The sequence below is a fragment of the Saccharopolyspora sp. NPDC049426 genome (genome assembly GCF_040676935.1).
Taxonomy (GTDB): domain Bacteria; phylum Actinomycetota; class Actinomycetes; order Mycobacteriales; family Pseudonocardiaceae; genus Saccharopolyspora.
In genome coordinates, this window is the sequence record NZ_JBFAPZ010000013.1 from 64,871 (window position 1) to 91,322 (window position 26,452).

The 26,452-nt window shown below is 71.1% G+C and carries 24 protein-coding genes; 6 read left to right on the top strand and 18 right to left on the bottom strand.

The window, feature by feature from the left end:
• Positions 1 to 52: 52 nt before the first annotated feature.
• Positions 53 to 724 carry a thiamine phosphate synthase gene (gene thiE / locus AB0J78_RS25935; protein ID WP_363793338.1) on the top strand — a complete coding sequence of 224 codons (672 nt, stop codon included), beginning with the start codon at positions 53 to 55 and terminating at the stop codon, positions 722 to 724.
• 77 nt (positions 725 to 801) lie between these two features.
• On the opposite strand, the gene AB0J78_RS25940 is transcribed toward thiE, so the two are convergent.
• The 3 genes from AB0J78_RS25940 to AB0J78_RS25950 form a co-directional block, all read right to left on the bottom strand.
• A complete protein-coding gene (locus AB0J78_RS25940) occupies positions 802 to 1,926 on the bottom strand; it encodes a S1 family peptidase (protein WP_363793339.1) in 1,125 nt (374 codons plus the stop codon).
• A 166-nt stretch (positions 1,927 to 2,092) separates the two neighbouring features.
• Complete coding sequence (locus tag AB0J78_RS25945) at positions 2,093 to 2,830, bottom strand: hypothetical protein (protein WP_363793341.1); 738 nt, start codon at positions 2,828 to 2,830, stop codon at positions 2,093 to 2,095.
• A gap of 221 nt (positions 2,831 to 3,051) precedes the next feature.
• Entirely contained in the window at positions 3,052 to 3,807 is a 756-nt protein-coding gene (locus tag AB0J78_RS25950; protein ID WP_132676617.1) for a GntR family transcriptional regulator, read from the bottom strand.
• 270 nt (positions 3,808 to 4,077) lie between these two features.
• On the opposite strand from AB0J78_RS25950, the gene AB0J78_RS25955 reads away from it, so the two are divergent.
• The gene (locus AB0J78_RS25955) at positions 4,078 to 5,118 is read left to right on the top strand and encodes an SIS domain-containing protein (RefSeq protein ID WP_363793343.1); all 1,041 of its coding nucleotides are present in this window, start codon (positions 4,078 to 4,080) and stop codon (positions 5,116 to 5,118) included.
• A gap of 10 nt (positions 5,119 to 5,128) precedes the next feature.
• Here the strand turns inward: AB0J78_RS25955 and AB0J78_RS25960 are convergent, their stop codons facing one another.
• Positions 5,129 to 5,971 carry an amidohydrolase family protein gene (locus AB0J78_RS25960; protein WP_363793346.1) on the bottom strand — a complete coding sequence of 281 codons (843 nt, stop codon included), beginning with the start codon at positions 5,969 to 5,971 and terminating at the stop codon, positions 5,129 to 5,131.
• A gap of 199 nt (positions 5,972 to 6,170) precedes the next feature.
• On the opposite strand from AB0J78_RS25960, the gene AB0J78_RS25965 reads away from it, so the two are divergent.
• Entirely contained in the window at positions 6,171 to 7,118 is a 948-nt protein-coding gene (locus AB0J78_RS25965) for a BadF/BadG/BcrA/BcrD ATPase family protein (protein ID WP_363793348.1), read from the top strand.
• Positions 7,119 to 7,287: 169 nt separating this feature from the next.
• On the opposite strand, the gene dapA is transcribed toward AB0J78_RS25965, so the two are convergent.
• The 4 genes from dapA to AB0J78_RS25985 all read right to left on the bottom strand — a co-directional run bounded on the left by dapA (position 7,288) and on the right by AB0J78_RS25985 (position 11,269).
• Positions 7,288 to 8,130, bottom strand: a complete 843-nt coding sequence (gene dapA, locus AB0J78_RS25970; RefSeq protein WP_363793350.1) for a 4-hydroxy-tetrahydrodipicolinate synthase — start codon at positions 8,128 to 8,130, stop codon at positions 7,288 to 7,290.
• A gap of 31 nt (positions 8,131 to 8,161) precedes the next feature.
• Positions 8,162 to 8,776, bottom strand: coding sequence for a DUF3159 domain-containing protein (locus AB0J78_RS25975; RefSeq protein WP_363793564.1), 615 nt, complete (start codon positions 8,774 to 8,776; stop codon positions 8,162 to 8,164).
• Positions 8,777 to 8,911: 135 nt separating this feature from the next.
• On the bottom strand, positions 8,912 to 9,637 hold the full coding sequence (locus AB0J78_RS25980) for an ESX secretion-associated protein EspG (protein ID WP_363793352.1): 726 nt from the start codon (positions 9,635 to 9,637) through the stop codon (positions 8,912 to 8,914).
• 93 nt (positions 9,638 to 9,730) lie between these two features.
• Positions 9,731 to 11,269 (bottom strand): hypothetical protein, encoded by a 1,539-nt coding sequence (locus AB0J78_RS25985; protein WP_363793354.1) that lies wholly within the window; start codon positions 11,267 to 11,269, stop codon positions 9,731 to 9,733.
• A gap of 587 nt (positions 11,270 to 11,856) precedes the next feature.
• On the opposite strand from AB0J78_RS25985, the gene AB0J78_RS25990 reads away from it, so the two are divergent.
• A complete protein-coding gene (locus AB0J78_RS25990) occupies positions 11,857 to 12,639 on the top strand; it encodes an SGNH/GDSL hydrolase family protein (RefSeq protein ID WP_363793356.1) in 783 nt (260 codons plus the stop codon).
• Between the two features lie 450 nt (positions 12,640 to 13,089).
• Here the strand turns inward: AB0J78_RS25990 and AB0J78_RS25995 are convergent, their stop codons facing one another.
• A complete protein-coding gene (locus AB0J78_RS25995; protein WP_363793566.1) occupies positions 13,090 to 15,903 on the bottom strand; it encodes a BTAD domain-containing putative transcriptional regulator in 2,814 nt (937 codons plus the stop codon).
• Positions 15,904 to 16,174: 271 nt separating this feature from the next.
• Between AB0J78_RS25995 and AB0J78_RS26000 the strand changes: the two genes are divergently transcribed.
• On the top strand, positions 16,175 to 17,209 hold the full coding sequence (locus AB0J78_RS26000; protein WP_363793357.1) for an ADP-ribosylglycohydrolase family protein: 1,035 nt from the start codon (positions 16,175 to 16,177) through the stop codon (positions 17,207 to 17,209).
• A 6-nt stretch (positions 17,210 to 17,215) separates the two neighbouring features.
• On the opposite strand, the gene AB0J78_RS26005 is transcribed toward AB0J78_RS26000, so the two are convergent.
• The 5 genes from AB0J78_RS26005 to ugpC form a co-directional block, all read right to left on the bottom strand.
• Positions 17,216 to 17,695 (bottom strand): ion channel, encoded by a 480-nt coding sequence (locus tag AB0J78_RS26005; RefSeq protein ID WP_363793359.1) that lies wholly within the window; start codon positions 17,693 to 17,695, stop codon positions 17,216 to 17,218.
• Positions 17,696 to 17,732: 37 nt separating this feature from the next.
• Complete coding sequence (locus AB0J78_RS26010; RefSeq protein WP_363793568.1) at positions 17,733 to 18,599, bottom strand: metal ABC transporter permease; 867 nt, start codon at positions 18,597 to 18,599, stop codon at positions 17,733 to 17,735.
• An 8-nt stretch (positions 18,600 to 18,607) separates the two neighbouring features.
• Positions 18,608 to 19,468, bottom strand: a complete 861-nt coding sequence (locus tag AB0J78_RS26015) for an ATP-binding cassette domain-containing protein (protein ID WP_363793361.1) — start codon at positions 19,466 to 19,468, stop codon at positions 18,608 to 18,610.
• Positions 19,465 to 20,472, bottom strand: coding sequence for a zinc ABC transporter substrate-binding protein (locus AB0J78_RS26020; protein ID WP_363793363.1), 1,008 nt, complete (start codon positions 20,470 to 20,472; stop codon positions 19,465 to 19,467). The genes AB0J78_RS26015 and AB0J78_RS26020 overlap by 4 nt, the downstream gene beginning before the upstream one ends.
• 242 nt (positions 20,473 to 20,714) lie before the next feature.
• Entirely contained in the window at positions 20,715 to 21,812 is a 1,098-nt protein-coding gene (ugpC, locus tag AB0J78_RS26025; RefSeq protein ID WP_363793364.1) for a sn-glycerol-3-phosphate ABC transporter ATP-binding protein UgpC, read from the bottom strand.
• Positions 21,813 to 21,999: 187 nt separating this feature from the next.
• Between ugpC and AB0J78_RS26030 the strand changes: the two genes are divergently transcribed.
• Positions 22,000 to 23,100, top strand: coding sequence for a LacI family DNA-binding transcriptional regulator (locus AB0J78_RS26030; RefSeq protein WP_363793366.1), 1,101 nt, complete (start codon positions 22,000 to 22,002; stop codon positions 23,098 to 23,100).
• Between the two features lie 129 nt (positions 23,101 to 23,229).
• Here the strand turns inward: AB0J78_RS26030 and AB0J78_RS26035 are convergent, their stop codons facing one another.
• The 4 genes from AB0J78_RS26035 to AB0J78_RS26050 form a co-directional block, all read right to left on the bottom strand.
• Positions 23,230 to 24,819, bottom strand: a complete 1,590-nt coding sequence (locus AB0J78_RS26035; protein ID WP_363793368.1) for a polyamine aminopropyltransferase — start codon at positions 24,817 to 24,819, stop codon at positions 23,230 to 23,232.
• Positions 24,816 to 25,241, bottom strand: coding sequence for a DUF350 domain-containing protein (locus tag AB0J78_RS26040; protein ID WP_363793371.1), 426 nt, complete (start codon positions 25,239 to 25,241; stop codon positions 24,816 to 24,818). Before AB0J78_RS26040 ends, AB0J78_RS26035 begins: the two co-directional genes overlap by 4 nt.
• 92 nt (positions 25,242 to 25,333) lie before the next feature.
• Complete coding sequence (locus AB0J78_RS26045; RefSeq protein ID WP_363793373.1) at positions 25,334 to 25,771, bottom strand: DUF4247 domain-containing protein; 438 nt, start codon at positions 25,769 to 25,771, stop codon at positions 25,334 to 25,336.
• 3 nt (positions 25,772 to 25,774) lie between these two features.
• Positions 25,775 to 26,386 (bottom strand): DUF4178 domain-containing protein, encoded by a 612-nt coding sequence (locus AB0J78_RS26050; RefSeq protein ID WP_363793375.1) that lies wholly within the window; start codon positions 26,384 to 26,386, stop codon positions 25,775 to 25,777.
• Positions 26,387 to 26,452: the final 66 nt, after the last annotated feature.

A 26,452-nucleotide genomic window follows, 5' to 3' on the forward strand; every position in this document is an offset into this window, starting at 1 on the left:
TCACCTGAAACAGCGGCTACGCCGCATTTTCGCAACGGCTAGGGTGGGGGACATGCCTGGATTGGACGGCTTCGGGATTCGCGCGCGCCTCGCCGAGGCGAAGTTGTACCTGTGCACCGACGCTCGCAGCGAGCGAGGTGACCTCGCGGAGTTCGCCGACGCCGCGCTCGCCGGAGGTGTCGACATCATCCAGCTGCGCGACAAGGGCCCGGGCGGCGCTCCGCTGGAGGCCCGCCACGAGCTCGCCGCGCTGGAGGTGCTGGCCGAGGCCTGCGTGCGGCACGGCGCCCTGCTGGCGGTCAACGACCGCGCGGACGTCGCGATGGCGGCGGAGGCCGATGTCCTGCACCTGGGCCAGGACGACCTGCCGGTGGACATCGCCCGCCGCGTGGTCGGCGACCAGGTGGTAATCGGCCGCTCCACGCACGACATCGCCCAGGCCGACTCGGCGGCGACCGAGCCGGGCGTGGACTACTTCTGCACCGGACCGGTGTGGACGACCCCGACCAAGCCCGGCCGTCCCGCCGCGGGCATCGACCTGGTCCGGCACACCGCCGAGCACCGGGGGCACGGCCGTCCGTGGTTCGCCATCGGCGGCATCGGCCCGGAGAACCTCGACGAGGCCATCGAGGCGGGTGCCGAGCGCATCGTGGTGGTCCGCGCGATCACCGCCGCCGACGACCCCGAAGCCGCCGCCCGCGACCTCCGGGCACGGCTCGCCTGACCTGACGACGAACGACCCCCGGGAATCCCGGGGGTCGTCGTGCGTGAAGTGGTGTCAGCGGGAGCCGCTGTCACAGATCACTGGGTCAGCAGGGAGACGCCGTAGGCCGAGAGGGCCTCGTTGACCGGCTGGAAGTAGGTCGTGCCACCGCTGGTGCAGTCGCCCGAGCCACCCGAGGTCATGCCCTGGGCCTGGTCGCCCGAGATGAACGAGCCACCGGAGTCGCCCGGCTCGGCGCAGACGTCGGTGCGGGTCAGGCCCTCGACGGTGCCCTGCTCGTACTGAACGGACTGGTTCTTGGCCTCCAGCGTGCCGCAGTGCCAGCCGGTGGTGGAACCGGAGCGGCAGATCGACGCGCCCTCCGAGGCCTCCGTGGAACCGGCCACGGCAACCGTGCCGCCGTTGTAATCGTTCACCGCGGCCTGCGGGCTGTCGTCGGTGCCGACGGAGATGAAGGAGTGGTCATCACCGGGGAAGGACGAGCCCTCGAAGGTGCCGCTGGGCTCGGTGGTGGTGTCGCCGGTGCCGCCGCAGTGGCCGGCGGAGACGAACCCGCCCTCCACGGCGAAACCGACGGAGCAGCGAGCGCCGCTGCCGATGTAGTAAGCGTTGCCGCCCACCACGTCCATCAGCGTCCGGGGCTGCTCCTGCGACTCGACGACCTTCACGGCCTCGGCGGGCACGCCCGCGTCCTGCGCGAACTGCGCGGCCTCGGCCGCGGCACCCGGCTTGGCGGTGACGACGACGGCGTTCTGCTTGTTGCTCGCGTACCAGCCGGTGACGCTCTTCGGCGCCTGGGCCTTGCCCGCGTTGAGACCGTCGACGACCCCGTTGAGCTGCTTCGTGCTGAAGGCGACCTGGCGGACCTCGGCACCGGCGGCGCGGACCTGCTCGGAGCGGGCCGCGCCGGTCACGCCGACGACGAGCTTGCCGGTGGCGGAGTCGAAGTAGGCACCGCCGAAGGAGTCGGCCAACGCGCCGCGCAGGGTGCTCTCGGTGCGCTGAGCGGCGGATTCGAGCTGAAGCCGACCGAGGGCCTGCTGCTCGGTGAGGCCGAGGTCGCGCTGCATCGCCTGGAGCAGCGTGCCCGCCACCGGGACGGCGGTGGGTGCGGTGGCGGTGGCCGGCATGGTCAGCGCGGCGACCGTGCCCGCGGTGACCAGAACGGTCCCGGCGATGCGAGCCGCGAGTCTACGTTTCATCTCGTGTCTCCCTTGTAATGACCTGATCTCTCAAGGCCCCGTCGCCGGTCCAGTATCAGATTTTCTCAGGGGAATCACATCCAGCTTTTAGCGCAATGTGCGGAAAACAACTCCGATTGTTCCTTGATCAGCACCGGAATCAGGATCATTTCACCGTTTTTCGCAGTTATCGGAGCGGCAGTCCTGGAGCGATCGACTCGGAGGTCGGTTCGGTGGTCGAGGATTGCGTTGTGGGCGAACCGGTTTCGCTCGGCTGCTGCGTCGGCGGCCCGCTCGGGGCGGGTGGCTGCGAGCTGGTCGGCGGAGCGGATGGTTCCGGCGACGGCGTCTCGCTGGTCGGCGCCGGTTCGCTGGTCGTGGGCGCGACGGGCGCGGTCTTGACCGGAGCTCGCGGCGCAGGCTGGAACACCTTCCCGAGCGTCGTGCCGTCACCGCCCGACAGCGGGCGGCCGGTGAGTCCCTCGAAGCCGGTCACCAGCAGCATGCTCACCGCGAACACCGCCGCGCAGGTCGCGCCGACCAGGGTCCAGCGTCCCCACCTGCGGCGCGGCACCGGCGGGGAGAGCACGGCCCGGGTGCCGGAGCTCTCGGCGGAGGACTCCTCGACGGCTTCGCCACCCGGCCACTGCAAGCCCGTGACCTGGATCTTCCGGGTCGCTTCCTCGGTGCCCGTGACCTGGGCGGACTGGGTTCGGCGCTGCCGCAGCACCGAGGCGCGCGCGGCGGCGACCACCGCCTTCTCCCTGGTCTTCTCGATCGACCGCTGGTAGAGCGCGCCGCCGATCGTGATGATCACGCTGGTCAGGCCCGCGCCCACGACGGTTCCCGCGACCCCGAGCCGCGAGCCCAGGAACGCCGCCGTCACCGACGCCAGCGCCGCGCCACCGACCTGCGCCGGTGACACCTGCGTCTTCTTCTCGCTCTGCTTCTCCGGCTGATCTTCAGCCGAATCCGCTCCGCCCCTCGCCATTTCCCTCACACACGCAATTGGAGTCGCACATCTGCATCACCAACGCGCGTGCCGGGCCGGATTTCTCCGCCTCGGCGGCTTTCGTGAGGACTCCCACGACGTGTAACGAAAAGCGGTGTCACTGCGCGAAAACGCGATTGCGCACAGTTATGGAATCAGGCCGGAGGGTTGAGTCGCGCGACGAACTTGTACCGGTCACCGCGGTAGATGGAGCGGACCCATTCGACCGGGCGGCCCTCGGTGTCGAACGAGTGCCGGGACAGCAGCAGCATCGGCAGGCCGACGTCGGAGCCGAGCAGTTCGGCCTCCTCCGGGCTGGCCAGGGCGGTCTCGATGGTCTCCTCGGCGTGCCCGAGCTCGACCTCGAAGGTCTCCCGCAGCACCTGGTAAAGCGACCCGCCCGACTCCAGCTTCGCGGTCAGGCCGCGGAAGCGGGCCAGCGGCAGGTGCGTGGTCTCGATCGCCATCGGTTCGGCGTCGGCCAGCCGCAGCCTGCGCAGCCGCAGCACGGCGGAACCGGCCTTGGTGCCCAGCAGGACGGCGAGCTCCTCGTCGGCGGCCTCCTCGACGACCTCCAGCAGCCGGGAGGTCGGCTGCCTGCCCTGGGCCCGCATGTCCTCGGTGTAGGAGGACAGCTGGAGCCGCTGGGCGACCTTGGGCTTGGCGGCGAAGGTGCCCTTGCCCTGCACGCGGAGCAGCCGGCCTTCGACGGTCAGCTCGGCCAGCGCCTGGCGGACGGTAGTGCGCGAGACGTCGAACTCGGAGGCCAGCGAGCGCTCGGTCGGAATCGGTGAACCGGGCGGCATCGACCGGAGCAGGTCGAGCAGGTGCTGCTTGAGCCCCCAGTACTTCGGTTCCCGTGGTGCGCGGCCCTGCGAATCCGCCCCGCCGGACACGGTCGTGTCGAGCATCGTTCCTCCTACCCGCCGCAGCCTGACCTCCGAGCATGCCCGACTGCGCGGCCCCGCGAAACGCGTCTCCGGCAGATCGTTCGCACTGATCAATTCAGACTTTGGTGTGCGTGCACACTAACGCCGATTCCTGTTGACAATGAGTGTCGCTCACCACAATCCGTGACGCTCCAGCGGCCGTGCTGAAGCCGACCATCGGACGAACGATGCTGCTCTCCGGTTCCGGACCGGGTAGAATTGGTCTGGACCTTATGGAAGGGATGGGCCGAGATGTCCGCCACCCCCGGCACCCACATGAAGCACGAGATCGGCCAGCAGCCCGCGATCTTCGCGGACCTGCTGGCCGGGCAGGCGCAGTTCGCCGAGGTCGCGGCGGTCGTCGCCGAACGCCGCCCGCGCTTCGCGCTGCTCGCGGCGCGCGGCTCCAGCGACCACGCCGCGCTCTACGCGAAGTACCTGATCGAGGTGCTCCTGCAACTGCCCGTCGGCCTGACCTCGCCCTCGACCACCACGCTCTACGGCGCGCGACCCGACCTCACCGACGTGCTGCTGCTGACCGTCAGCCAGAGCGGCGGTTCACCTGACCTGGTCGCGGTCACCGAGTCCGGCCGGGCCAGCGGTGCGCTCACCGTGGCGGTCACCAACACCACCGACTCCCCGCTGGCCTCGGCGGCTGAGCTCTCGCTGAACATCGGCGCCGGCGCGGAGCAGGCGGTAGCCGCAACGAAGACCTACAGCGCCACGCTGCTCGCGCTCTACCTGCTCGTCGATGCCATTCGCGGCGGAGACGCCACCCTGGTCCGAACCCTCCCGGACCTCGCGGCCACCACCCTCGCCGACGCGGCCGACCCGGTCGAGGAGGCCGTGCAGCGGTACCGCTTCGCCGGCCGGATGGTCACCACCGGACGCGGGTACTCGCTGGCCACGGCGCACGAGACCGCGCTGAAGCTGGCCGAGACCAGCTACCTGTCGGCCCGCTCCTACAGCGGCGCGGACCTGCTGCACGGACCGGTCGCCGCCATCGACGCCGAGACCGCGGTGCTCGCGCTGTGCAGCGCGGGTCTGGGCGGCGAGTCGACGCGCGAGGTCGTCGAGGCCGTGCACCAGCGCGGCGCCGACATCTGCGCGATCGGCTCGGCGGCGTCGAAAACCCCGGCCGCGCACCGGATCCCGGTCCCGGAATCGGCCGAGGAGGTCGCTCCGATCCTGGAGATCCTGCCCGCCCAGCAACTCGCCCTGGGCCTGGCGCTGGCCAGGGGCATCGACCCCGACAACCCCCGCGGCCTGCAGAAGGTCACCAAGACGACGTGACCCCCGAGGATCAGAGGTTGTAGATCTCGCGGGCGGTGGTGTCGAAGACCGCCGCCCGCTCCGCATCGCTGAGCCCGGCGGTGAGCTCCTTGGCCACACCGAGGACCTCGGTGTAGGAGGCGGCCAGCAGGCAGACCGGCCAGTCGGAGCCGAAGATGATCCGGCTCGGTCCGAACGCCTCCAGCACCACCTCGGCGTAGGCGCGCAGCCGGGACGGATCCGGCTGCGCCGCCCAGTCATCCTGGGTGACCAGCCCCGACAGCTTGCAGACGACGTTCGGGTGCGCGGCCAGCGCGCGGATCCGGCTCGCCCACGGTTCGAGCTCTCCGGCGGCCACGTCCGGTTTCGCGCAGTGGTCGAGCACGAACGTCATCTGCGGGAACTGCCCGGCGACCTTGATCGCGGCGGGCAGCTGGTGCGGGCGGACGAGCAGCTCGTAGAGCAGCCCGGAGTCCTCCACCGCACCGAGCCCGGCCAGCACGTCCGGCCTGATCAGCCAGTCCGGGTCGGGCTCGTCCTCGACCTGGTGCCGGATGCCGCGCAACCAGCCGCCGGAGGGATGGGTCTGCAACCGGCCGATCCGCTCGCGGGCGTCCTTGGCGGTGAGGTCCACCCAGCCGACGACCGCGGCCACCCGGTCGACGGTCTCGGCCAGCACCAGCATCTCGGGGGTCTCGTCCGGATCGGCGACCGTCTGCACCAGCACGGTCGCGTCCACCGAGGTCCCGCGCATCGCGGCCTGCAGGTCGGCCGGCCGGAAGTCGCAGCGCAGCGGATCCATCTCCGAGCCGGTCATCCAAGGCTGGTCGCGGACGTCGAGATCCCACAGGTGATGGTGGGTGTCCACGGTCATCGAGCGCCTCCGCGAATGTCCACAGCAGACCGAACGCGGCAGGCGCTCGTACAGGAGTCGCCCATGTTTTCTCTTCTCCCCGACGGATGAAACGACGTGTCGATGTATAGCTGCTCACCGCTTCGGAGACCAGGGCTCGAATTGGCCACTTCCCGTCGCGGCGCCCGCCGATCGCGCCGCGCGAGAGTACAAAGAGCCCATGCACGGTGATGACAGGGCCCTCGTCCTCGGTCTGGACGTCGGCGGCACCAGCAGTCGCGCGCTGATCAGCGACCTGACCGGCCGGGCGCTGGGCACCGGTGAAGCGGCGGGCGGCAACCCGAACTCGCACCCCGCGCCCGACGCGGTCGCGCAGATGGCCGCCGCCGCCCGCGAGGCGCTGGGCGGCCACGACCCGGCCGCAGTGCGCGGATGCGTGCTCGGCATGGCCGGGGTGAGCAGAATGGCCGATCCCGCGTTCGGCGAGTTCTTCCGCAGCGAGTGGGCCCGCCTCGGGCTGGGCTGCGAGACCACGCCCGTCAGCGACGGCGTGGTCGCCTTCGCCGCGGGGACCCCGGAGCCGAGGGGCACGGTGCTCATCGCCGGCACCGGCGCGGTCGCCGAACGCGTCGAGGACCACCGCACGGCGGCCACCATCGGCGGCTGGGGCTGGTTGCTGGGCGACGAGGGCTCGGCCTACTGGCTGGGCCGCGAAGCCGTTCGCGCCACCCTGCGCGCGCTGGAGCGCGGTGCTCCCGTGGAGGGGCTGGTCGCAGCGGTGTGCGGCCACCTCGGCGTTGCTCCGGAGCGCAAGGCGGTGATCGTGGCGGCCAACGCGAGCGAGCCGATCCACCTCGCCGAGCTCGCACCGCTGGTCACGGGCGCGGAGGACGACGCGGCCGAGGACATCGTGCACCGCGCCGCCGTCCTGCTGGCCGACACCGCGGCGACGGCTCGGCCCGATCAGCACTCCCCGGTGGTCCTGGCCGGTGGCCTGCTCCACCCGGACAACCGCATCGGTCAGGCCCTGCGCGCCGAGCTCGAAGCCCGCTCCTGGCCGGAACCCCGCACCGCGGGCCCCGGCGCAGCTGCCGCAGCCTGGCTAGCCGCCCTCCCCCTCGCACAAGACCCCATCACCCTCCACAAAACCCTCCTCCCCCAAGCCTGACCAACCCGGATTACGGCGGTAATCAGGTACCCGATTACGGCGGTAATACGGGTTGGTCACCGAACACCCCGGTAATCGGGTCCCTGATCACGGGGTGTTCCGGGGCACCAGACGGACACGGTCGATCACGCCTGGGGCGGCGTCGGGGTTGGGGCGGGTTGGAGTTCGGTCAGAGGAGGCCGACCTCGGCGAGGGCGTTGCGGATGACCTGGAGTTCGGACTCGTCCGCTTCGACCAGGGGGAGGCGCGGGGCTCCCACCTCGTGGCCGAGTAGGTTGAGGGCCGCCTTGACCGGGATGGGGTTGGTGGTGACGCTCAGAGCCGAGTAGAGCGGCTTGAGGGAGGCGTCGATCTCGGAGCGGCGGGCCGGGTCGGTGACCATCTGCTTCATCCGGGGGCCGACCAGGTGGCTGGCGACGAGGATGCCGCCGACGGCGCCCAGGTCCAGGGCCTGCGCCAGGCCGTCGTCGTTGCCCGCGTAGAGGCCGAGGCCGTCGATCTGCGCCAGGGCGTCGTTGTCGGCCTGCTTGACGTAGTCGAGGTTGTCGATCTGGCCGAGCTCGGTGAGCAGGTCGTGATCGAGCGACAGGCCGATCCGCGACGGGACGTTGTAGAGCACCACCGGCTTGTCGGTGGCCTTGCCGATCTCGGTGAAGTGCCGGACGAGTCCGCGCCGGTTGGGCTTGTTGTAGTACGGGGTCACCGACAGGATGCCGTCGGCGCCGATCTCGGTGGCGCGCTCGGTCATCCAGCAGGCGTGCGCGGTGTTGTTGGAGCCCGTCGAGGCGATCACCGTGACACCTTCGGGACGTTCACCGACGGCCAGCTCCACCAGCCGCAGGTGCTCGGCGTCCGACAGCGTCGGCGCCTCGCCGGTGGTGCCGCACACCACGATTCCGTCGGAGCCGTTGGCCAGCAGGTGTCGGAACAGGTTCAGGAACGCTTCTTCGTCGACCTTCTGCCGGTCGTCGAACGGGGTCACGATCGCGGTGATCACGCTGCCGAGAGACATGAGCGCATTGTGCGCCCGCGCCCCGGAGGTGTCACATCGCGGGTTCCCTCGGATGGCCCATGCCCGGGTGATCGTCGGGCAGCGACCTGCGCAGCACCCACCAGCTCGCCGCGACGCACACCGCCACCAGCGGCCAGGTCAGCACGACCTGCGCGATGGTCAGGGCGCCGGTGGCACCGGCCAGCCACAGCGGGATGAACACGACCAGCCGCACCACGTACTGGCCGACCCACACCCAGCTGGCCCGGCTGTAGGCGCGCATCAGGTCCGGGTCGCGCCGCCACTTGCGGCCTTGCCGGAGCGCGACGCCGACGACCACGCCGAGCAGCGGCCAGCGGATCGCGATGCTGGTCATCCAGGCCAGCGCGCTCAGCGCGTTGCTGGCCAGGCGGGGCAGGAAGAAGTCGGCGGCGTCGCCGGTGCGGATCGCGATGAGCGCTCCCAGCATCACCGCCAGCAAGCTGATCAGGACCGCGAGCGGGCGGGCGCCCTTGCGGAGCCGGTAGCCGCCGAGGACGGCACCGACCACCACTGCCGCCGCGCCGCCGATCACGATGGACTCGCCGCCGAAGAACCAGCCGGCGCCGAAGGCGACCGGCGGCAGGCTCGCGTCGATCGCGCTGCTGCGCCCGCCGAGCAACCGCATGAACGAATCGCGATCGTCCCGGCCCGTGTCCGTCTGCCCCTGCGTCACGACACTAAGCCTGCCCTAACTTTCACGGGGGGCCAAACCCCGGCCTCTCGACCGGGTGGCTCTCCCGGCGAAACGGTCACCCCACCTCTACCCGAGGCGGCGGGCTCGTTCCACCAGGGTCGCGATCTCGGCGGCGATCGTCGGCTTGTCGGCGGGCTGGCAGGCCACGGCGTCCTGGCCGTCGACCCGCTCGCCCCGCATCGCGTAGCGGCCCTGGTCGGTGTCGAACCAGATGAGGTTGGGCACGCGCGCCCGCCGGGCACCCGCGACGACGAAGTGGCCGAAGCGGAACTTCGGCCGCGACGTCACCGCGCGCAGCTCGGGCAGGCCCTCGATGTCGGCGTCGGCGGGCATGCCGCCGCGCCGGTCGGCGACCGCCCGCAACGCCGGGCCCGCACCGACCGGGGCGTCCGGCAGCAGGTCGGCGGCGGTGCGCGGGAGGTCGCTCGGGGGCAGGAAGGTCATCCGCATGCCCCGGCCGTCGAAGATGCCGAGCACGCCGACCTCGCCGGTGGCCACCACGCGCGCCGCGAGCCGGTGCCCGGCGCGGATGTCGAGCAACCCGGCCGCGGCGATCGACACCTCCGAGCTGCACAGCAGGTACAGCGCGTCCTCGACCTCGGGTTCCGGGCGCCCGTTGCGGGCCAGCCCGGAGGACTCCAGCTCCTGCCACACCCGCTGAGCGACGACGTTGCGGTCCTCCGGGAGCTCCGCGATGCGCGGCAGCTCGAACGGGTACTGCCGAACGGTGAGGTTCAGCTGCTCACCGAGCAGATCGACCGCGGGGGCCGACAAGGTGATCGTCTCAACCATCACAGCTCACATTTCGCATCAGCGGTAGCCAGTGTTAACAGTGCGTCCCCGAGCGACCGGCCCGAAGGCCGGTTCGCCACGGGTCTCGCCGCGTCAGAAGTCCCGGAAGCTCGCCGGTGACTCGCCGAGCACCGGCGGTGCCACGAGCCGACCGCCGTCATCGTCGTCCCACAGCTCGTCGGCCTCGATGAGGAACTGCGGGACGGCACCGCTGCCGGTTTCGCCCGGCTTGTAACCGGAACCGGCGCGCAGGTCGTCACCACCCTCGCGGCGCTCCTCCTTGAAGTCGTCGGCCGACCACGAGGTGTTGCGCCCGTACCCGGCGCGACCCGTGCCGTTCGACCAGGCGCCGGCCGAACCCATCGGGCCGAACCCGCCGTCGGCGCGTTCGCTGATCTTCGGCGTGCGCAGCGTCCTGCTCTTGGGACGCTGCTGATCCGGCTGCTGCTGGGGCGGTTCCGCCGGGTGCTGCTCCGGCGGGCGCGGAGGCTCCGGCCGACGCGGCGGTTGCTGCGCGACCGGCTGCTCGGGCTGCTGCTGCGGAACCGGCGGAGGTCCCGGTCGTGGCGGCGGCGCCATCGGCGGCGGGCCCTGCGGACGCGGCGGGCGCTGCGGACCGCCATTCGGCGGCGCGGGCGTTCCCGCAGGTGGCGAGGGCTGCGGCGGAGGCGGAGGCCCGGCCGGGGCCTGGTGCCCCGGTGGCGGGCCTGCCTGCGGCATCGGGCCGCTCGGCGGACCGGGCGGCGGACCCTGCGGGCGCGGACCGGGCGGCGGACCGGCCGGAGGCATCCCGGCGGGCGGGCTCGGCGGCGGGCCGTCCGGGCGCTGAGCGGAGTCCGGGCGCGGCGGTGACGACGCCTGCTCGTCGAAGGGCGCTTCCGGCGGCTCTGGCCTCGGCGGCTCAGCCATCGGCGGATGAGCCATCGACGGCTCGGACATCGGCGGGTGAGCCATCGACTGCTCAGGCAGCGGTGGCTCTGGCCTCGACGGCTCGGACATCGGGGCCTGGGCCATCGGTGGCTCAGGTAGCGGCGGCTGGGCCATCGGCTGCTCGCGCATCGGCGGCTGGGCCATCGGCGGGTGGGGCGGTCGCGGTGCCTCCGCGGGTGGCGGCGCCTCGGGGAGCTGCTGCGGAACCGGGCCGCTCGGCGGACCGTCGGCCAGCGGGCCGCGCAGGACACCGTCGCGCACCTGCGGCTGCGGACCGCCGTCCGGAGCCGGATTCGGCGCGGGGCGGGTGTTCTCGGCGGGCGGGAGCAGCGAACCGCTCAGGCTCGCGCTCTCCGGGCGGCCGTGACGCGGTTCGTCGGGCTCCAGGGAGCCGGACATCTCGGCCGGGCGCGCCGGAGCGCCACCGAGATCGCCCGACAGCGAGGGCAATCCGCCGGTGGACGGGCGCGAGGGTTCGGTGACGGGCCTGCTGACCGGTCCCGACCCGCGCTGCTCCTGCTCGAAGCGGTCGGGAAGTTGTTCCGCCCGCTGCCAGAACGCGAACGGGTGCGGTTCGGCGGCGAGCGCGGCGAGTTCGGCGCGCACGTCGAAGTGCCCCGGGCGCTGCGCGGGCGGAGCCGGGCGCGCGGGAGGTGCGGGCGGCGGACCTCCGGGTCCGGCGTCGCTCAGCGAACCTCGCAACGGCGGGTCCGCACGGCGCCTGCCTCCCGGTTCCGGAGCTCGCCGGTTCGGTGCCTCGAAGCCCGCCGGCCCCGGCGCGGACGCCGGATTCTGCGGTGCCGTCACGATTCCCCCAGATCTGCAGGACGGTTGCGGAGACCGACGATCAGAGTCGCGGCCCTCGTGGAATCGACGCAATGCCCCATGTCGTCGTTCCCCATCAACCGGACACGACGAAGAGCGCGCGGAACACCCGCTCCGGCGTCCTGCGAGCGGACGCGCGTCGAGCTGTGACCTGCAGCGATCGCGTCATCGTGAGCCCCCTTGTCACTTCTGCTACCGCCGAAGGACATTAGCAGCTGACGTTCACCCGTATCGGTGTTTCCCGCCAAGATCCAGGTTCTCGGCCCGTGACGAGCGGATACACCGCACATCAAGGAAGAGCATCGTTTCGGCAAAGTCAACAGACCAATCGGACATATTTTCTAGACTGTCCAGTGCCGTTTGTCACTTGGCGGGAACCTTCGGTGGCGTAGGTACGTTCCCGAGGGCCACTGTTGATTTCGCACCACCACGGGCGTGCGGGATGAGCAGGAGGGACGAGTCGAATGGGATCGGGGCGCTGGGACAGCTTCGTCGCGCTGGGAGACAGCTTCACCGAAGGTCTGGCTGATGCCACTGCCGAGACCGACGTCTACCGGGGGTGGGCGGACCGGTTGGCGCTGCACATCGCCGAGCACAACCCCGACCTGCGCTACGCCAACCTGGCGGTGCGCGGCAAGCTGATCCGCCAGATCGTCACCGACCAGGTGCCGCACGCCATCGAGCTCGAACCGTCGCTGGTCGCGCTGACCGCGGGCGGCAACGACATCATCCGACCGGGCAGCGACCCCGACCTGGTGGCGGCGCTGTTCGACGACGCCGTGAGCCGGATCCGCGCGACCGGGGCCGACGTGCTGATCGGCACGGGTTTCGACACCGCGCGCACCCCCGTGCTCAAGCACGTCCGGGGCAAGGTCGGCACCTACAACTCGCACCTGCGCTCGATCGCCGACGCGCACGGCTGCTACGTGATGGACCTGTGGTCGATGCGGGTCCTGCAGGACCCGCGCGCGTGGTGCGAGGACCGGCTGCACCTGTCGGCCGACGGCCACCGCCGGGTCGCGCTGCGCGCCTGCGAGACCCTCGGCCTGCCGACGTCGGAGGACTGGAACGAGCCCTGGCCGGACCTCGACGAGCGCAGCTGGCAGGAGCAGGCCGCCGACGACATCAAGTGGGCCCGCGAGTACCTGGCCCCCTGGATCAGCCGCCGCCTCCGAGGAGTCTCCAGCGGAGACGGCCGCACAGCCAAACGCCCCTGCCTCGAAAAACTCCCCACCAACTGCGGCTAGGGATCACGAAAGATCGTCAGGCAAGCGGCGAAGCCGCTTTCTCCTTCACCACCTGAGCAACCTGCACCGCCGGGGGTTCTGAGCCGTGCTGTGGCGAGCACGCCGCGACGCCGTGCATTGGCATGCATCAGGAGTGGCGCGCGGAGTCCACAGCGCGGCTCAGGTTCCCCCACCCGCACCGCCCAGCAGGGCGACCACGGTCAGAAGAGAAGAAGAAACAGGCGCTCGGGCGGCTCCCCCGAACCGTCCGAGCGCCTGCACACCCCCACACCCGGGAGTCCCGGATGCCCTTGACCCCCTCGTGGTCGTCCCGACCGCGTACGGCCGGGACGACCGGGGCGACAATCCCCCCTAGGACTTCCCCCAGAGCCGCCCTTGTGCGGATCAAGCACACGGATTGATCCGCACGATCAAGTTCCCAGCCGGGACTACACGTCCGCTAAACGCGGACTAAACGCCCTGTCCAGCGATCTCGTCGAGGCGCTGGCGGACCTCTCTGACCTTGGGAGATCCCTCCATCTCGAAGATCGCGAGGGCGGTCTCCCAGCGGGTGCGCGCGACCGAGATCTCGCCGCGCAGCCTCGCCGCGTCGCCGAGTCCGAGGTTGGCCGAACCCTGGCGCACCACCGACCCGCACTGCCGGGCGACGTCGAGGGCTTCGTGGTGGAAGCGCTCGCCGTCGTCGAGCCTGCCGAGCTCGATGCTGACCTCGCCGCAGTTGTTGAGCACCATGGCCAGGGTTTCCAGGTCGTCGGCCTCGCGGTAGAGGTCCTCGGCCTCGCGCAGGTACCGCAGCGCGGCTTCCAGCTCGCCGTTGACCTGCTCGACCATCGCGAGGTTGTTCAGCGCGCCCGCCACGAAGTAGCGGTCGCCGAGCGAGCGGTAGACCTTGAGCGCGTCCTTGGAGTGCACCTTGGCCTCTTCGTAGCGGCGCAGCCGGAACAGCACGCTGGAGAGGTTGACCTGGGTCATCGCCAACCGCTCGGAATCCCCCGTCTGCACGGCGACCCGGTAGGACTCCTCGTAGTGCGCCAGGGCCTCGTCGAGGTTGCCGGACCGGGCGCAGGCCACGCCGAGACCGGCGGACATGAGCACCTTGCCGACGGGATCGCCGACGGCGCGGGCGGAATCGGCGCCGTCGGAGTAGACGCGCATCCAGTCCTCCCACGGGCAGCGGACCATCAGGTAGTTGAACTGCAGGCGGGCCAGCGGCCAGGCCAGGTCGTGCAGCCCGGCGGCGTTGGCGGCGCGGACCGCGGTGACGAGGTTCGGCCACTCGGCATCGAACCACTCCAGGGCCTGCGAGCGGGACCCGATCTCGGGGTGGTGCTCGCTGGCGTCGGAGAAGTCGAGCTCGTCGCGGGCCGGGCGCAGGAAGCGGCGCGCGTGGTCGGCGGCGCACAGGTAGTAGCGCAGCAGCCGGCGCAGCGCCTCGGTGTCGCCTTCGCCCACCGGGAGTTCGCGGGCGTAGGCGCGCAGCAGGTCGTGCATGCCGAACCGGTCCGGTTCCGGCTCGGTGACCAGGTGCGCGAGCGCCAGAGCGCGCAGCCGGCGCTGGGCGCCCGCCGGATCGGTCGAGCACAGCGCCGCCACCGCGTGGGCGGTGAAGGTCTGCCCGGGGACCAGGCCCAGCATCCGGAAGGTCTCGGCGTGCAGGGGCGGCAGGCTGCGGTAGGAGATGTCGAAGGCGCGGCGCACGCTGGTGTCGGCGTCGTCGTCGATGTCCAGCGCCTGCAACCGGGTTCGCTCGTCGGTGAGCTCGTGCACCAGGTCGGAGACACCGCGCGCGGGGTTGACGGCCAGCCGGGCGGCGGCGATGCGCAGCGCCAGCGGGAGTCCGCCGCAGAGCTCGGCGAGCTCGGCGGCGGCGTCGGGTTCGGCGGCGGATTTGCCCGGCACGCCCGCGCGGTCGAGCAGCTCGATGGCGGTCTCGGTGGACAGGGTCTCCAGCGGCAGCACCCGGGCGCCCGAACGCACCACGAGCCCGTCGAGCCGCCGCCTGCTGGTCACCACGACCACCGAGGCGGCGCTGCCGGGCAGCAGCGGCAGCACCTGGTCGGAATCGCGGGCGTTGTCCAGCAGCACCAGCACCTTCCGCTTGGCCAGCAGCGACCGGTAGAGGGCGGTGCGGTCGTCGAGCTCGACCGGGATCGCGTCGGCGGCCACGCCGAGCGCCTTGAGCATGCTGGTCAGGGCCTCGCCGGGGGTGAGGGGCTCGTGCTCGGAGTCGAAGCCGCGCAGCGAGGCGTAGAGCTGGCCGTCGGGGAACTCCTCGGCGACCCGGTGCGACCAGGTCAGCGCGAGCGCGCTCTTGCCGACGCCCGCGGTGCCGGTGAGCACCGTGATCAGGCTGAAGCCCTCCTCGTTGGTCGCCCGCATCGCGTCCAGCGTCGACAGCTCCAGGCGCCTGCCGACGAAACCCGCCGGGGCGGGCGGCAGTTCGGCGGGCACGGGACGGCGGATCCCCAGGCCGGGTTCGACGCGGCTGGGGTGGTTGCGCAGCGCGGGGTCGTCGCGCAGCAGCTTCTCGTAGAGCTCGCGCAGTTCGGGGCCGGGATCGATGCCGAGCTCGTGGGACAACCGGTGCCGCAGCTCGTGGAAGCGGGCCTGCGCCTCCGCCCGGTGACCGGCGCGGTAGTTGGCGAGCATCAGCTGACCGGTGAGCCGTTCCCGCATCGGGTGCTGGTCGACCAGAGTGGACAGTTCGGCGATCAGCTGGTGGTGCCTGCCGAGTTCCAGGTCGGCCGCGATCCGCTCCTCCAGCGCCAGCAGCCGGAGCTCGTCGAGGTTGGGCGCCACCATCCGGTAGAGCCTGCTGCCTGCGATATCGGCGAGCACCGGCCCGCTCCACAGCGACAGGGCCTCGGTGAGCAGGCGTGATCGTTCGGCGGGTTCGAGTCCGTGGGCGCGGTTGATGAGGTTGCGCGCGCGGTGGGCGTCGATCCGGTCGCCGTTGACGCGCAGCAGGTATCCGGGAGCCCGGGTGATGATCTCGGGACCGTCGTGGCCGAAGAACTTGCGCAGCCGGGAGACGTAGCCCTGGATGATGGTGCGCGCGCTGGCGGGCGGTCCGTCGTCCCACAGGGTGTCGATCAGCCGGTCCATCGGCACGACCTGGTTGGGCTCCAGCAGCAGGCAGGCCAGCAGCGCCCGAACCGGCATGCGCCCGGTTTCGAGGGGGACGCCGTCGAGGTGCACCTCAAGCGGACCCAGCAGGCGGAATTCGAACCCTGCGGTCCCCTCTAAGCTGCCGTGCGGCGTCATCTTCACCCAAATTCGACTTCCGGCCCGTCCCCCGCGCCCGACACACGGTAGCGATCAGCCCTGCACGCGAGGTCGAGGCGTTCACCAGGCTCACACCAATGGAGTATGCCCGAAATGCCAGGTGGAAGATCCAATTCCTCTTCTTCGCGCGCGTTCGCGCAGGGCGCGAGTCCTGGAACCTCTCCCAGCGGGAAAGGCGGGCAAGTAAAGTCTGAGAGCGTCGATCACCCGAACGAGTGGCGCGCAGGACGCCGCGGAAGGAGCACCACCCGTGCCGACGACGTCCACAGTGGTCGATCGGGCGGTGGGCTGCCTGCTCGGCGGCGCCCTCGGCGACTCGCTCGGCACCCTGGTGGAGTACGCCCCGCTGGAGGACATCCGCGCCGAGTTCGGCCCCGACGGGCTCACCGAACCCGCTCCCCAAGCGCTGCTCGGCGACGCCACCCAGATGGCGCTCTTCGCCGGTGAGGGCTACCTGCACGCGTGGACCACGGGCAACAGCGGCGGGCAGTGGCGACCGGTCGAATCCACCGCCGCAGCGCTCCGGCGCTGGCTGCTGACCCAGCAGGAGGACAAGCCCGCCCCCGGCGCCACCGGACTGCTCGCCGAACCCGAGCTCTACGTCAGCCGCGCACCCGGGCTGACCAGCCTGCGCGCGCTCGAAGAACCCGAGCTGGGGACGCCTGACCGGCCGCGCAACACCTCCAAGGGATGCGGCGGCCTCGACCGCAGCACCCCGATCGGCTTCTCCCCCACGCCCGAGATGGCCTACCAGCTGGCCTGCCAGTGCGCGTCCCTGACGCACGGAGGTGTCGGCGGCTGGGCCTCAGCGGGTGCGCTGGCGCTGATCGTGCACCTGGTCGCGGTGCAGCAGCGCCGGTTGCCCGCGGCGGTCGACCAGGCCGCGGGCCGGGTGCTGCGGGAGGACTTCGAGACCGCCAACGCCCTCGCCGAAGCCGCCACCCTGGCCCGGCTCGGCGCCAGCGTCGGACACATCGAACGCCTCGGCCAGGGCTGGGTGGGTCCGGAAGCGCTGGCCATCGGCGTCTACTGCGCGCTCGCCCTGCCCAAGCCCGAGCAGTTCACCGACGCCATCCGGCTGGCGGTCAACCACTCCGGCCACAGCGATTCCACGGCGGCGGTCACCGGCAGCATCCTCGGTGCCCGCCACGGCACGGCCGTCCTGCCCCGCCCGTGGCTGGCCCGGCTGGAACTGGCCGACGTCATCGAACGCATCGGTCACGACCTCGGCGCCTCCTGCTCGGGAGAGCACTTCAACGAACGCCGCTACCTCGGTCTCGCCTGACCCCGCTCACTTCTCCTGCTGCGCAGGCAGGGTTGGTCGGAGCGCGGCGAGGGCTGTGCCGAGGTAGGCGATGTTGAAGGCGATGTGCAGCGCCACGAGGGCCCTGGCCGGTTGGCTCACGGCGTGGATGTCGCCGAAACCGACCGTGCCCGTGATCGTCAGCGAGAAGTACAGCGCATCGGTCTTGGTGCTCAGCCCCGCCACCGCGTCCGGGAAGTGGGCGGCCATGGCGTAGTAGACCGCCGCGAAGAACAGCACCGCCAGGTAGAAGGCCGCCACCACCCAGGCGATCGACGTGCGCCCGGAGCGGAACCCGCGGACATGGAAGTAGATCAGGGCGGCGATGACCACCAGACCGATCGCGAAGCCGACCACCGCGAACACCGTGCTCTGCAGACCGTGCACGCCGACCGGCAGCAGGTAGTAGCCGGTGGTGCACAGCACCACCGCGAAGGCCGTGCTGGCGAGGTTGTACGTCCTGGGCACGGCCGCCAGCGTCGGTCAACGCCGACGACCGCGCCAGTCAGGCCGGGACGGGAGCTCGGGATGCCTGGGCGAGTCGGCGGGCGCCGACGGCCCGGCAGACGAGGTAGATCACGAACGAGATGATCGTGACGAAGGCGCTCACCGGGGCTCCGGGAGCCAGCGAGAGCAGGATGCCGCCCAGCACCGCGACCTCCGCGAACACCACGGCCAGGACCGTCGCCCGTACCGGGCTCGCGGTCACCCGCGCGGCGGCCGCTCCGGGCGTGACCATCAGGGCCAGGACCAGCAGAGCGCCGACGGTGTAGACGCCCAGCGCCGTCGCGACGCCGACCAGCACCGCGAACAGCGGGGTCAGCACGCGGGTCGGCACGCCGCGCGCGGTCGCCACGTCGGGGTCGACGCTGGCGAACAGCAGCGGCCGGTAGACGAAGGCCAGCACCAGCAGCACGACGATCGCGGAGCCGCTGAGCAGCAGCACGTCGGAGGAGTCCACCCCGACGATCTGCCCGACCAGCAGGCTGAACTTGTTCGCCGTGCGCTCCGGGTTCAGCCACAGCAGGAAAACGCCCACACCGAGGCCGAAGGACAGGATCGCGCCGATCACCGAATCGCGTTCGCTGTGCTTCTGCCCGAGCAGGCCGAGCAGCAGCGCGGCCACCACCGCGCCCGCCAGCGCGCCGACACCAACGCTCGCGCCGACCAGCAGCGCGGCGGCCGCGCCGGTGAAGGCCAGCTCGGCGGTGCCGTGCACGGCGAAGGACATCTTGCGGGCGACCACCAGCGGCGCCAGGCATCCCGACACCAGGCCGAGCGCCGCGGCGGCCAGCAGCGCCTGCTGCACGAACGGGTAGCCGAGCAGGTCGATCATGGTGTCGAAGTCGAACACCCTGCTCAGCGACTCCATCACGTCGTTCACGCTTCTTCCGCCCCCACCACGTGGTGATCGTCGTTCTCGGCTCCGGCCACGACCAGCCGCCCGCCGACGCGCGCGACCTCGACGTCGGTGCGGTAGAGCTCCGAGAGCGTTCCGGAGTTCATCACCTCGTCGGGAGTGCCGATCCGGAACCGGCCGTCGACCAGGTACAGCACCCGGTCCACCAGCGGCAGCACCGGGTTGATCTCGTGCGTCACGAACAGCACGCCCGCGTCGGTGCGGCGGGCCTGCTCGGCGATCAGCCGGGAGACCTTGCGCTGGTGCGAGAGGTCCAGCGACAGCAGCGGTTCATCGCACAGGAGCACCGAGGGGTCGCTGACCAGCGCCTGCGCCACCCGCAGCCGCTGCTGCTCACCGCCGGAGAGCAGCCCGACCGGCATCTTCGCGTACTCGGTGGCCTCGACCGCGCGCAGCGCGTCGGCGACCCGGCGCTTGCGCTCGCGGCGACCGCCGAAGCCCAGGCCCCAGTGGTGCCCGTCGAGACCGAGGCCGACGAGGTCGCTGCCGCGCACGGTCACGTTGGCTTCCAGCGCGCGCTGCTGCGGGATGTAGCCGATCCGGTCGCTGCCGCGCCGGGCCGGTTCCCCTCCGATGTGGACGGTCCCGGAGTTGAGCTCCTGCAGACCGAGCAGCACGCGCAGCAGGCTGGTCTTGCCGGACCCGTTCGGGCCGAGCACGGCCACAAACTCGCCCGGCGCGACGTCCAGGTCCAGGCCGGACCACAGGGTCCGCTCGCCGTAGGCCAGCGTCGCGCCTCGCAGCGAGACGGCCGGAGACCCGGCGGCGGCCTCAGCCGCCACCGGGTCCGGGGTGGTTTCCGCGACTTGTTCTGAGGTCATCGGGTGAGCGCACCTTGCAAGGCGGTGATCTGCGCGTCCATCCACTGCACGTAGCTCTGGCCCTGCGGCAGCGTCTCGGTCAGCTCGACGACCGGGATGCGCTGCGAGTCGGCGGCGGCGCGCACGTTGCGGGTGACCGGCGATTCGGTCTGCGGGTTGTAGATCACGGCAACGGCCTGGCGGGCGTTGATCGCGTTCTGGATGTCGGCGACGGCGGCGGCCGACGGGTCGGTCTCGGCCTCGATGGCGTTGACGAACGAGGGCGGGGTCACGTCGTTGAGCTTGGCGGCCTCGACCATGTAGTGCGCGACCGGCTCGGTGACGATCACCGGCTTGCCCTGGTGAGCTGCGGCGATCTCGCCGACGCGGCTCTCCAGCCCGGCGACCTGCTGCTCGAACGCCGCGGCGTTGGCCTCGAACTGCTGGGCCTTGGCGGGCTGGATCTTGCCGAGCTCGGCGGCGACCTTGTCGGCGACCTCGTGCACGGCGTGCAGGTCGTACCAGACGTGCTCGTTCACGGAGTGGTCGTGCCCGGCGTGCTCGCCGGCGTGGGGCTCGCCCTGCGTCGGCGCGGGCTGCTCACCGGCGTGCTCGCCGACGTGGGGTTCACCGGCGTGCTCGCCCTGCGGCGGCGCGGGCTGCTCGGATTCGACCGCCTGCACGGTCGGCTTGGGCTTCTCGCCCAGCACCTGGGTCATGAACTCGTCGTAGCCGCCGCCGTTGAGCACCACCAGGTTCGCGTCGCTGATCTTCGCGGCGTCCTGCGGGCTGCTCTCGTAGGAGTGCGGGTCGGCCCCGGCATCGCTGATGATCGACTCGACCTCCACGGCGTCGCCGCCGACGGCCTGCGCGACGCTGCCCCACACGCTCGTCGACGCGACCACCTTGATCTTGTCGTTGGGTCCGGGGGCTGCTGTCTCACCGGAGGAACAGCCGGTCAGCGCGATGGCGCCGGCGGTCAGTCCGGCTAAAGCGGTCACAGCGGTGCGGCTGCGGACGGTCATGGATGCACTCCCGGGTGATCAGGTCAGGACGCTTTCGAGCGACTCCAGATGCGAACGGTAACGGAAACCGTTGTCAACTACAGTCTAAGCACCCTTCAGCCGAACGCTCCAGCCCCAGATGCATTCCCGAACGCGACATCGACCACATGCAGCAACAACGCCCCCGCCCGGAAACCGGACGAGGGCGTTGGCGCGATCACCGACCCCGCAGGAGACGGCGGTGATCGAGCTGCTTTCGGATATCAGGCGGCGGCCAGGCGTTCACCCGTTTCGGGGTGGAACAGGTGCACCTCGCCCGCGTCGCGCAGGGCGACCTTGACCTGCTGGCCCAGGGCCGGAGGCGTGCGGCCGTCGGCGCGGACCACGAAGCGCTCCGAGGAGCCGCCGACCGACATCGAGCCGTGGATCAGCGCGTCCGCACCGAGCTCCTCGACCAGCTCGACGGTCATGTCCAAACCGTCGGCCTCGCTGGAGGTCAGCTCCAGGGCCTCCGGGCGGACGCCGAAGGTGACCTCCTTGAGGTCGCCGGCAGCGGCCAGCGCCTCGCGGGACAGCGGAACCGTGGTGCCGTCGAGCACCGCGCCCTCACTGGTCAGCGGGACCGTCTTGAGGTTCATCGCCGGTGAGCCGATGAAGCCCGCGACGAACGCGTTGGCCGGGTTCTCGTAGAGCTCGCGCGGGGTCGCCACCTGCTGCAGCAGCCCGTCCTTGAGCACCGCCACGCGGTGGCCCATCGTCATCGCCTCGACCTGATCGTGGGTGACGTAGATGGTCGTGGTGCCCAGCCGCTTCTGCAGCGCGGCGATGTTGGCGCGGGTTTCCACTCGCAGCTTCGCGTCCAGGTTGGACAGCGGCTCGTCCATTAGGAAGACGCTGGGTTCGCGGACGATCGCGCGGCCCATCGCGACCCGCTGGCGCTGACCGCCGGAGAGCGCCTTGGGCTTGCGGTCCAGGTACTTCTCGAGGTCGAGCATCCGCGCCGCCTCGGTCACCTTCTCGTTGATGACCGCCTTGGGCGCCTTGCGGAGCTTGAGCGCGAAACCCATGTTCTCGGCGACCGTCATGTGCGGGTAGAGCGCGTAGGACTGGAACACCATCGCGATGTCCCGAGCCTTGGGCGGAGTGTTGGTGACATCGTTGCCACCGATGGAAATACCACCCTCGTCGATGTCCTCAAGTCCGGCCAGCATGCGCAGCGCCGTGGACTTTCCGGAACCGGAGGGCCCCACCAGAACGAGGAACTCGCCATCAGCGACGTCCAGTTCCAGCTGGTCAACCGCCTTGACCGGCGGGCTGCCGGGGTAGACGCGGGAGGCGTTGACGTACGCGACCTCAGCCATTTGTGACACCCTTCACTACAATCGGTCCCCGAGAAAGTAGCGTCGTTTTGACCGAACGTCACCCCACCGACTGTCCCAATTCCGGAGCGTGATCACTCCGCGTCGCTCCGTGTTCACCATTCGAACATCAGTGGGACGTAGGTCATGCTCGCTTCACGCTCGGGTTCTGAACCGTTACGGTTCCTCCATGGCGCGGTCAACGAATGCCCGGCGGCCTGCGACCCTCGCGTCGCTCGCTGCGGAACTCGGGGTTTCCCGGACGACGGTGTCGAACGCCTACAACCGTCCGGATCAGCTGTCCCCTGAGCTGCGCAAGCGCGTCCTGGAGACGGCGCGGCGGCTCGGCTACCCGGGGCCGGACCCCGTCGCACGCTCGCTGCGCACCCGCAAGGCGGGTGCCGTCGGCCTGCTGCTCACCGAGAACCTCTCCTACGCCTTCCGCGACCCCGGCGCCGTCGGATTCCTGGAAGGACTCGCTCTCGCCTGCGAGGACGCCGGCCAGGGCCTCACCCTCATACCGGCCAGCCCGGAGCGCGAGGACGTCGCGGCGGTGCACCGCGCCGGTGTCGACGGGTTCGTCGTCTACTCCGTTCCCGAAGACGACCCGCACCTGGCCGCCGTGCTGGAACGCCCTGTGCCCGTGGTGGTCTGCGACCAGCCGCGCCTGGACAACCTGGACTGGGTCGGACCGGACGACCGCAAGGCCATCAAGGCCGTCGCCGACCACCTGATCGGACTCGGGCACCGGCGCATCGGCGTGCTGTGCATGCGCCTGGCGCGCGGCCGCAACGACGGCCCGGCCACCGTGCAGCGGCAGGCCAACGCCAGCTTCCACGTGCAGAAGGCCCGCTTGACCGCGCTCGCCGAGGAGTTCAGCGAAGCCGGCGTGGACTGGACGACGGTGCCCGTGGTGGAGCGCTTCGACCACACCCTCAACTCGGGCGCCTCCGCCGCCGCTCAGGCGCTGGAGATCGACCCGGAGATCACCGCGCTGGTGTGCACCTCCGACATCCTGGCGCTCGGCGCGCTGCGCGAGGCCGGGAACCGCGGTCTGCGCGTGCCGGAAGACCTGACCATCACCGGTTTCGACGGCATCCCGGACGCCGAGCGCGCCGGGCTCACCACGGTCCGCCAGCCCTGGCTGGAGAAGGGCCGCGCGGCGGGCCGCCTCCTGCTGGAGACCGCCGAACCGAGCCGTCCCCGGCACATCCAGCTCGAAACGCAGCTGATCACCGGCTCGACGTCGGGTCCGCCCCGCTCCGGCGAGGAGTTCTGGTTCGGACCGTAGTCCCTGACCAGCCCTATTCGAATTTCGCGCGAAATTTGAACGCCAAAGTTCGGACTCGAATTTCGCGCGAAATTCGAATTCCCCACCCGGTGGGGTGACTGCGGGTGTCAACCCGGCCAGCTGCGCGGGTCAGTAGTTGGCCCACTCGCCCTGGGCGTAGTCGAGGATCGTGGGGTGCATCAGCGTCGAGGGCGTGAGATCCGGGAGCCGGGCGCGGTCCGGCGGGAAGGTCTGGGCGGCGCGCAAGGTCTCGGCGTCGAGCGAGCGCAGCGGCGGAACGTCCTGCGGCAGACGCGGTTCCGGCGGCTCCTCCCCCTGCGTGAACAGGTGGAACCCCCACTCCCCGAACGCGGGAACCGACACCTCGTAGGGCGTGGTGCGCAGGCCCAGCGAGCGCAGCGTGGCCTCGACGCACCAGTACGCCTTCGGCGCGAAGTACGGCGACCCCGCCTGCACGACCGCGCGGGCGTGATCGGACATGGCCTGGGAGACCAGGCCGTAGAACTCCGCCGAGTACAGCTTGGCCGTCGCGGTCGAGTCCGCGTCGGGCATGTCGACCAGGACGACGTCGTAGCGCTCGCGGTTCTCCCGCAGCCAGCTGAAGGCGTCGCCCGCCACCGCGCGCACCCGCGGGTCGTCGAAGGCGTTGCGGTTCAACGAGGACACGCGCGGATCCGTGCGGGCCAGCTCCAGCACCGCCGGGTCGAGGTCGACCAGCGTCACGTCCCGGACGTCGGGGTAGCGCAGGATCTCCCGCAGTGCCAGGCCGTCTCCGCCGCCGAGCACCAGGACCCGCCCGCGCGGGCCGTTCATCGCCGGGTGGACCAGCGCCTCGTGGTAGCGGTACTCGTCGACCGAGCTGAACTGGAGATCGCCGTTGAGGTACATCCGGGTGTCCTTCGCCCCGCTCAGCGACACCGACTCGGTGAGCACCACGTCCTGGTAGGGCGAGCGCTCGGCGTGCACCACGGGATGGGCGTAGAGCGCCTGCCGCGCGGTGACCTCGAAGTCGTCGGCGTACGCGTACGCCCCCAGCAGCAGACCGCCGACCAGCATCGACGCGCCGATCAGCAGCAGCCGGGCGCGCTTGGTCAGCTCGCGGCGGAACACCGTGAGCACCAGTCCCAGACCGGCGGCGGCGTTGAGCATCCCGACCAGCAGGGCGCCCTGCACCTGCCCGAACAGCGGCAGCAGCAGGAACGGGAAGGCCAAGCCGCCCACGAGCCCACCGACGTAGTCGGCGGCGAACAGGTCGGCCACCGCCGAACCCGCGTCCTGCCTGCGGATGCGCTGCAGCAGCACCATCAGCAGCGGGATCTCGGCGCCGATCAGCAGTCCCAGCACCAGCGCCGTCGCGATCAGCGCCGGGAGGTACAAGCTCAGCCACGCGAACGCCGCGTACAGCCCGAGGACGCTGAGCCCGCCGAGCAGCGCCAGCAGCAGCTCGATGCCGGCGAAGGCGGCGGCGGCCCACGGTTGCAGGGGTTTCGCGGCCAGCGCGCCGATGCCCATCGCGAAGACCATCAGCGACAGCACGATCGACGCCTGCCCGATGGTGTCGCCGATCAGGTAACTGCCGAGCGCGACCAGCGCCAGCTCGTAGACCAGTCCGCACGCGGCGCAGACGAAAACCGCCACCAGCACCGCGAACCGCGCGGTGCGGCCTCGCGGTGCTTCGGCGGTCTCGTCCCGCGCCGGAGCTGCTTCGGTCGTCGTCAATAGATCGCTGCGGCCATGAGGACCGCGAGCACGACGTGCGCAGCAGCCGACACCCAGGTGGCCGGGTGCATGTTCGGCGAGGCCAGTTCGTCACCGAGCTTGCCCGGCGTGATGGCATCGATGAGCAGGAACGACAGGCTCATCAGCACCAGTCCGAGCAGACCGTAGGCGACCGTGCCGACCAGGCCGAGCAGCAGGTCGTCGGCGCTGGCCATGATCGCGGTGGTGAGGATGACCCCGACGCCCAGCAGCCCGGAGACCAGCAGCAGCGCGGCGTTCGGGTTGCGGTTGACCCAGATCAGGTCGCGCAGCTTGCCGGGGGTGGCGAGGTCGACGAGCACGTAGCCGAGGGCCATCATCGCCACGCCGATCACCCCGTAGGCGACCGCGGCGAACAGGCCGGCGAGCAGTTCGTTGAGCAAGGTGGTGTGCCCTTCCCGTGTCGTGGTGCGTCAGCGCGGGAGCCCGGCAGGAGCCGCCCGCGGAGGTCGTGGTCGGTGCGCGAGTCCGCTCATCATTTGCCGACTCCCGGTCCGCCGCCGCGGAAGCTCTCGCCGCGCGTGGACGTCCAGCCCCACACGTGCCCGACGTGGCTGTGGTAGCGGTGGTAGGCGCGGTCGGCGTCCATCAGGTGGATGACCGATCCGACCTGGTGCGGCTGGATGATCACGGCGTCGTCGGAGTAGCGCAGGTAGGTGCCCGAGGCGTCCGAGGACTGCGCCTGCGGACGCCACTTGGCGGTGATCTCGGCGGCGACGGTCTTCGGCGGCTTCGGGCTGGTGTAGGCCTCGTTGTCGTCGTCACCGGCGATGTCGAGGTGCGCGGCGCGCGTGTAGTTGCTCGCGACGTAACCGCGCGCCCCGCCGCCACCCGCGAAGATCATCACGAGCCCGACGATCAGGGCGATCACCACGGCCACCGCCGCGATGACGATCCAGTACCTGGGTTTCATCGATCAATCCGCCGTCGGGTAGATGAGCACGTCGTAGCGGCCGAGCCTCTCGCCCGCGGTGGCCTCCCACGCGGCGCCGCCGTAGGACTCGAAGCCCAGCAGCGCGCCGTCGGAGGTCTCGTAGTCGTGGTAGCGCACGGTTCCCTCCGCATCGAGACCCGTCGTGGCCTCGCTGCGGAAGTTCGCCGAACCCGACTCGCCCGAGCGGTAGGTGCGGCCGTCGTGCTCGACGGTCGGCTCACCCGGGGCGCCGACGCCGGTGACCGGCGTCCACAGCGTGAGGATCAGGTCCGGGTCCTCCTCGACCGCCAGCCACACCTGCGTGCCCTTGGCGTCGTCGAGCAGGTGCTCCGACCAGCCCCAGCCGCCCTCGTCGAGGCGGAGGCTCCCGCGCACGGTGTAGGTGGTCGAGCGGATCTCCACGATGTCCCCGGCCTTGAGCGCACGGGGATCACCTCGCAACGAGTCCTGGTCGCCGGTCCCGAAGGGGTCCTGCGGCACTCCCGCCCTGGACTCCCCCTGCCGGGCCGCTCGCCGCGCTCGCATCCCGAGCACCACGGCGACGACCGCGACCACGACCAGCAGCAACACCAAGACGACCAGCAGCACGGTCATTCCGGTACGCCCCTTCCGCACGTTTTCGCGCCGAGGTTATCTCCCGGAGATCACCCGAGTGGCCCA

Bases quoted from the DNA above. Each gene is read 5' to 3' on its own strand.
- AB0J78_RS25955 (WP_363793343.1), top strand. From the start codon at position 4,078: ATGTCCGCCACCCCCGGCACCCACATGAAGCACGAGATCGGCCAGCAG.
- AB0J78_RS26030 (WP_363793366.1), top strand. From the start codon at position 22,000: ATGGCGCGGTCAACGAATGCCCGGCGGCCTGCGACCCTCGCGTCGCTC.
- ugpC (WP_363793364.1), bottom strand. From the start codon at position 21,812: ATGGCTGAGGTCGCGTACGTCAACGCCTCCCGCGTCTACCCCGGCAGC.
- AB0J78_RS25980 (WP_363793352.1), bottom strand. From the start codon at position 9,637: ATGGTTGAGACGATCACCTTGTCGGCCCCCGCGGTCGATCTGCTCGGT.
- AB0J78_RS25940 (WP_363793339.1), bottom strand. From the start codon at position 1,926: ATGAAACGTAGACTCGCGGCTCGCATCGCCGGGACCGTTCTGGTCACC.
- AB0J78_RS25990 (WP_363793356.1), top strand. From the start codon at position 11,857: ATGGGATCGGGGCGCTGGGACAGCTTCGTCGCGCTGGGAGACAGCTTC.
- AB0J78_RS25950 (WP_132676617.1), bottom strand. From the start codon at position 3,807: ATGCTCGACACGACCGTGTCCGGCGGGGCGGATTCGCAGGGCCGCGCA.
- thiE (WP_363793338.1), top strand. From the start codon at position 53: ATGCCTGGATTGGACGGCTTCGGGATTCGCGCGCGCCTCGCCGAGGCG.
- AB0J78_RS25995 (WP_363793566.1), bottom strand. From the start codon at position 15,903: ATGACGCCGCACGGCAGCTTAGAGGGGACCGCAGGGTTCGAATTCCGC.
- AB0J78_RS25960 (WP_363793346.1), bottom strand. From the start codon at position 5,971: ATGACCGTGGACACCCACCATCACCTGTGGGATCTCGACGTCCGCGAC.
- AB0J78_RS26050 (WP_363793375.1), bottom strand. From the start codon at position 26,386: ATGACCGTGCTGCTGGTCGTCTTGGTGTTGCTGCTGGTCGTGGTCGCG.
- dapA (WP_363793350.1), bottom strand. From the start codon at position 8,130: ATGTCTCTCGGCAGCGTGATCACCGCGATCGTGACCCCGTTCGACGAC.
- AB0J78_RS25975 (WP_363793564.1), bottom strand. From the start codon at position 8,776: ATGCGGTTGCTCGGCGGGCGCAGCAGCGCGATCGACGCGAGCCTGCCG.
- AB0J78_RS26020 (WP_363793363.1), bottom strand. From the start codon at position 20,472: ATGACCGTCCGCAGCCGCACCGCTGTGACCGCTTTAGCCGGACTGACC.
- AB0J78_RS26045 (WP_363793373.1), bottom strand. From the start codon at position 25,771: ATGAAACCCAGGTACTGGATCGTCATCGCGGCGGTGGCCGTGGTGATC.
- AB0J78_RS25965 (WP_363793348.1), top strand. From the start codon at position 6,171: ATGCACGGTGATGACAGGGCCCTCGTCCTCGGTCTGGACGTCGGCGGC.
- AB0J78_RS26010 (WP_363793568.1), bottom strand. From the start codon at position 18,599: ATGGAGTCGCTGAGCAGGGTGTTCGACTTCGACACCATGATCGACCTG.
- AB0J78_RS26015 (WP_363793361.1), bottom strand. From the start codon at position 19,468: ATGACCTCAGAACAAGTCGCGGAAACCACCCCGGACCCGGTGGCGGCT.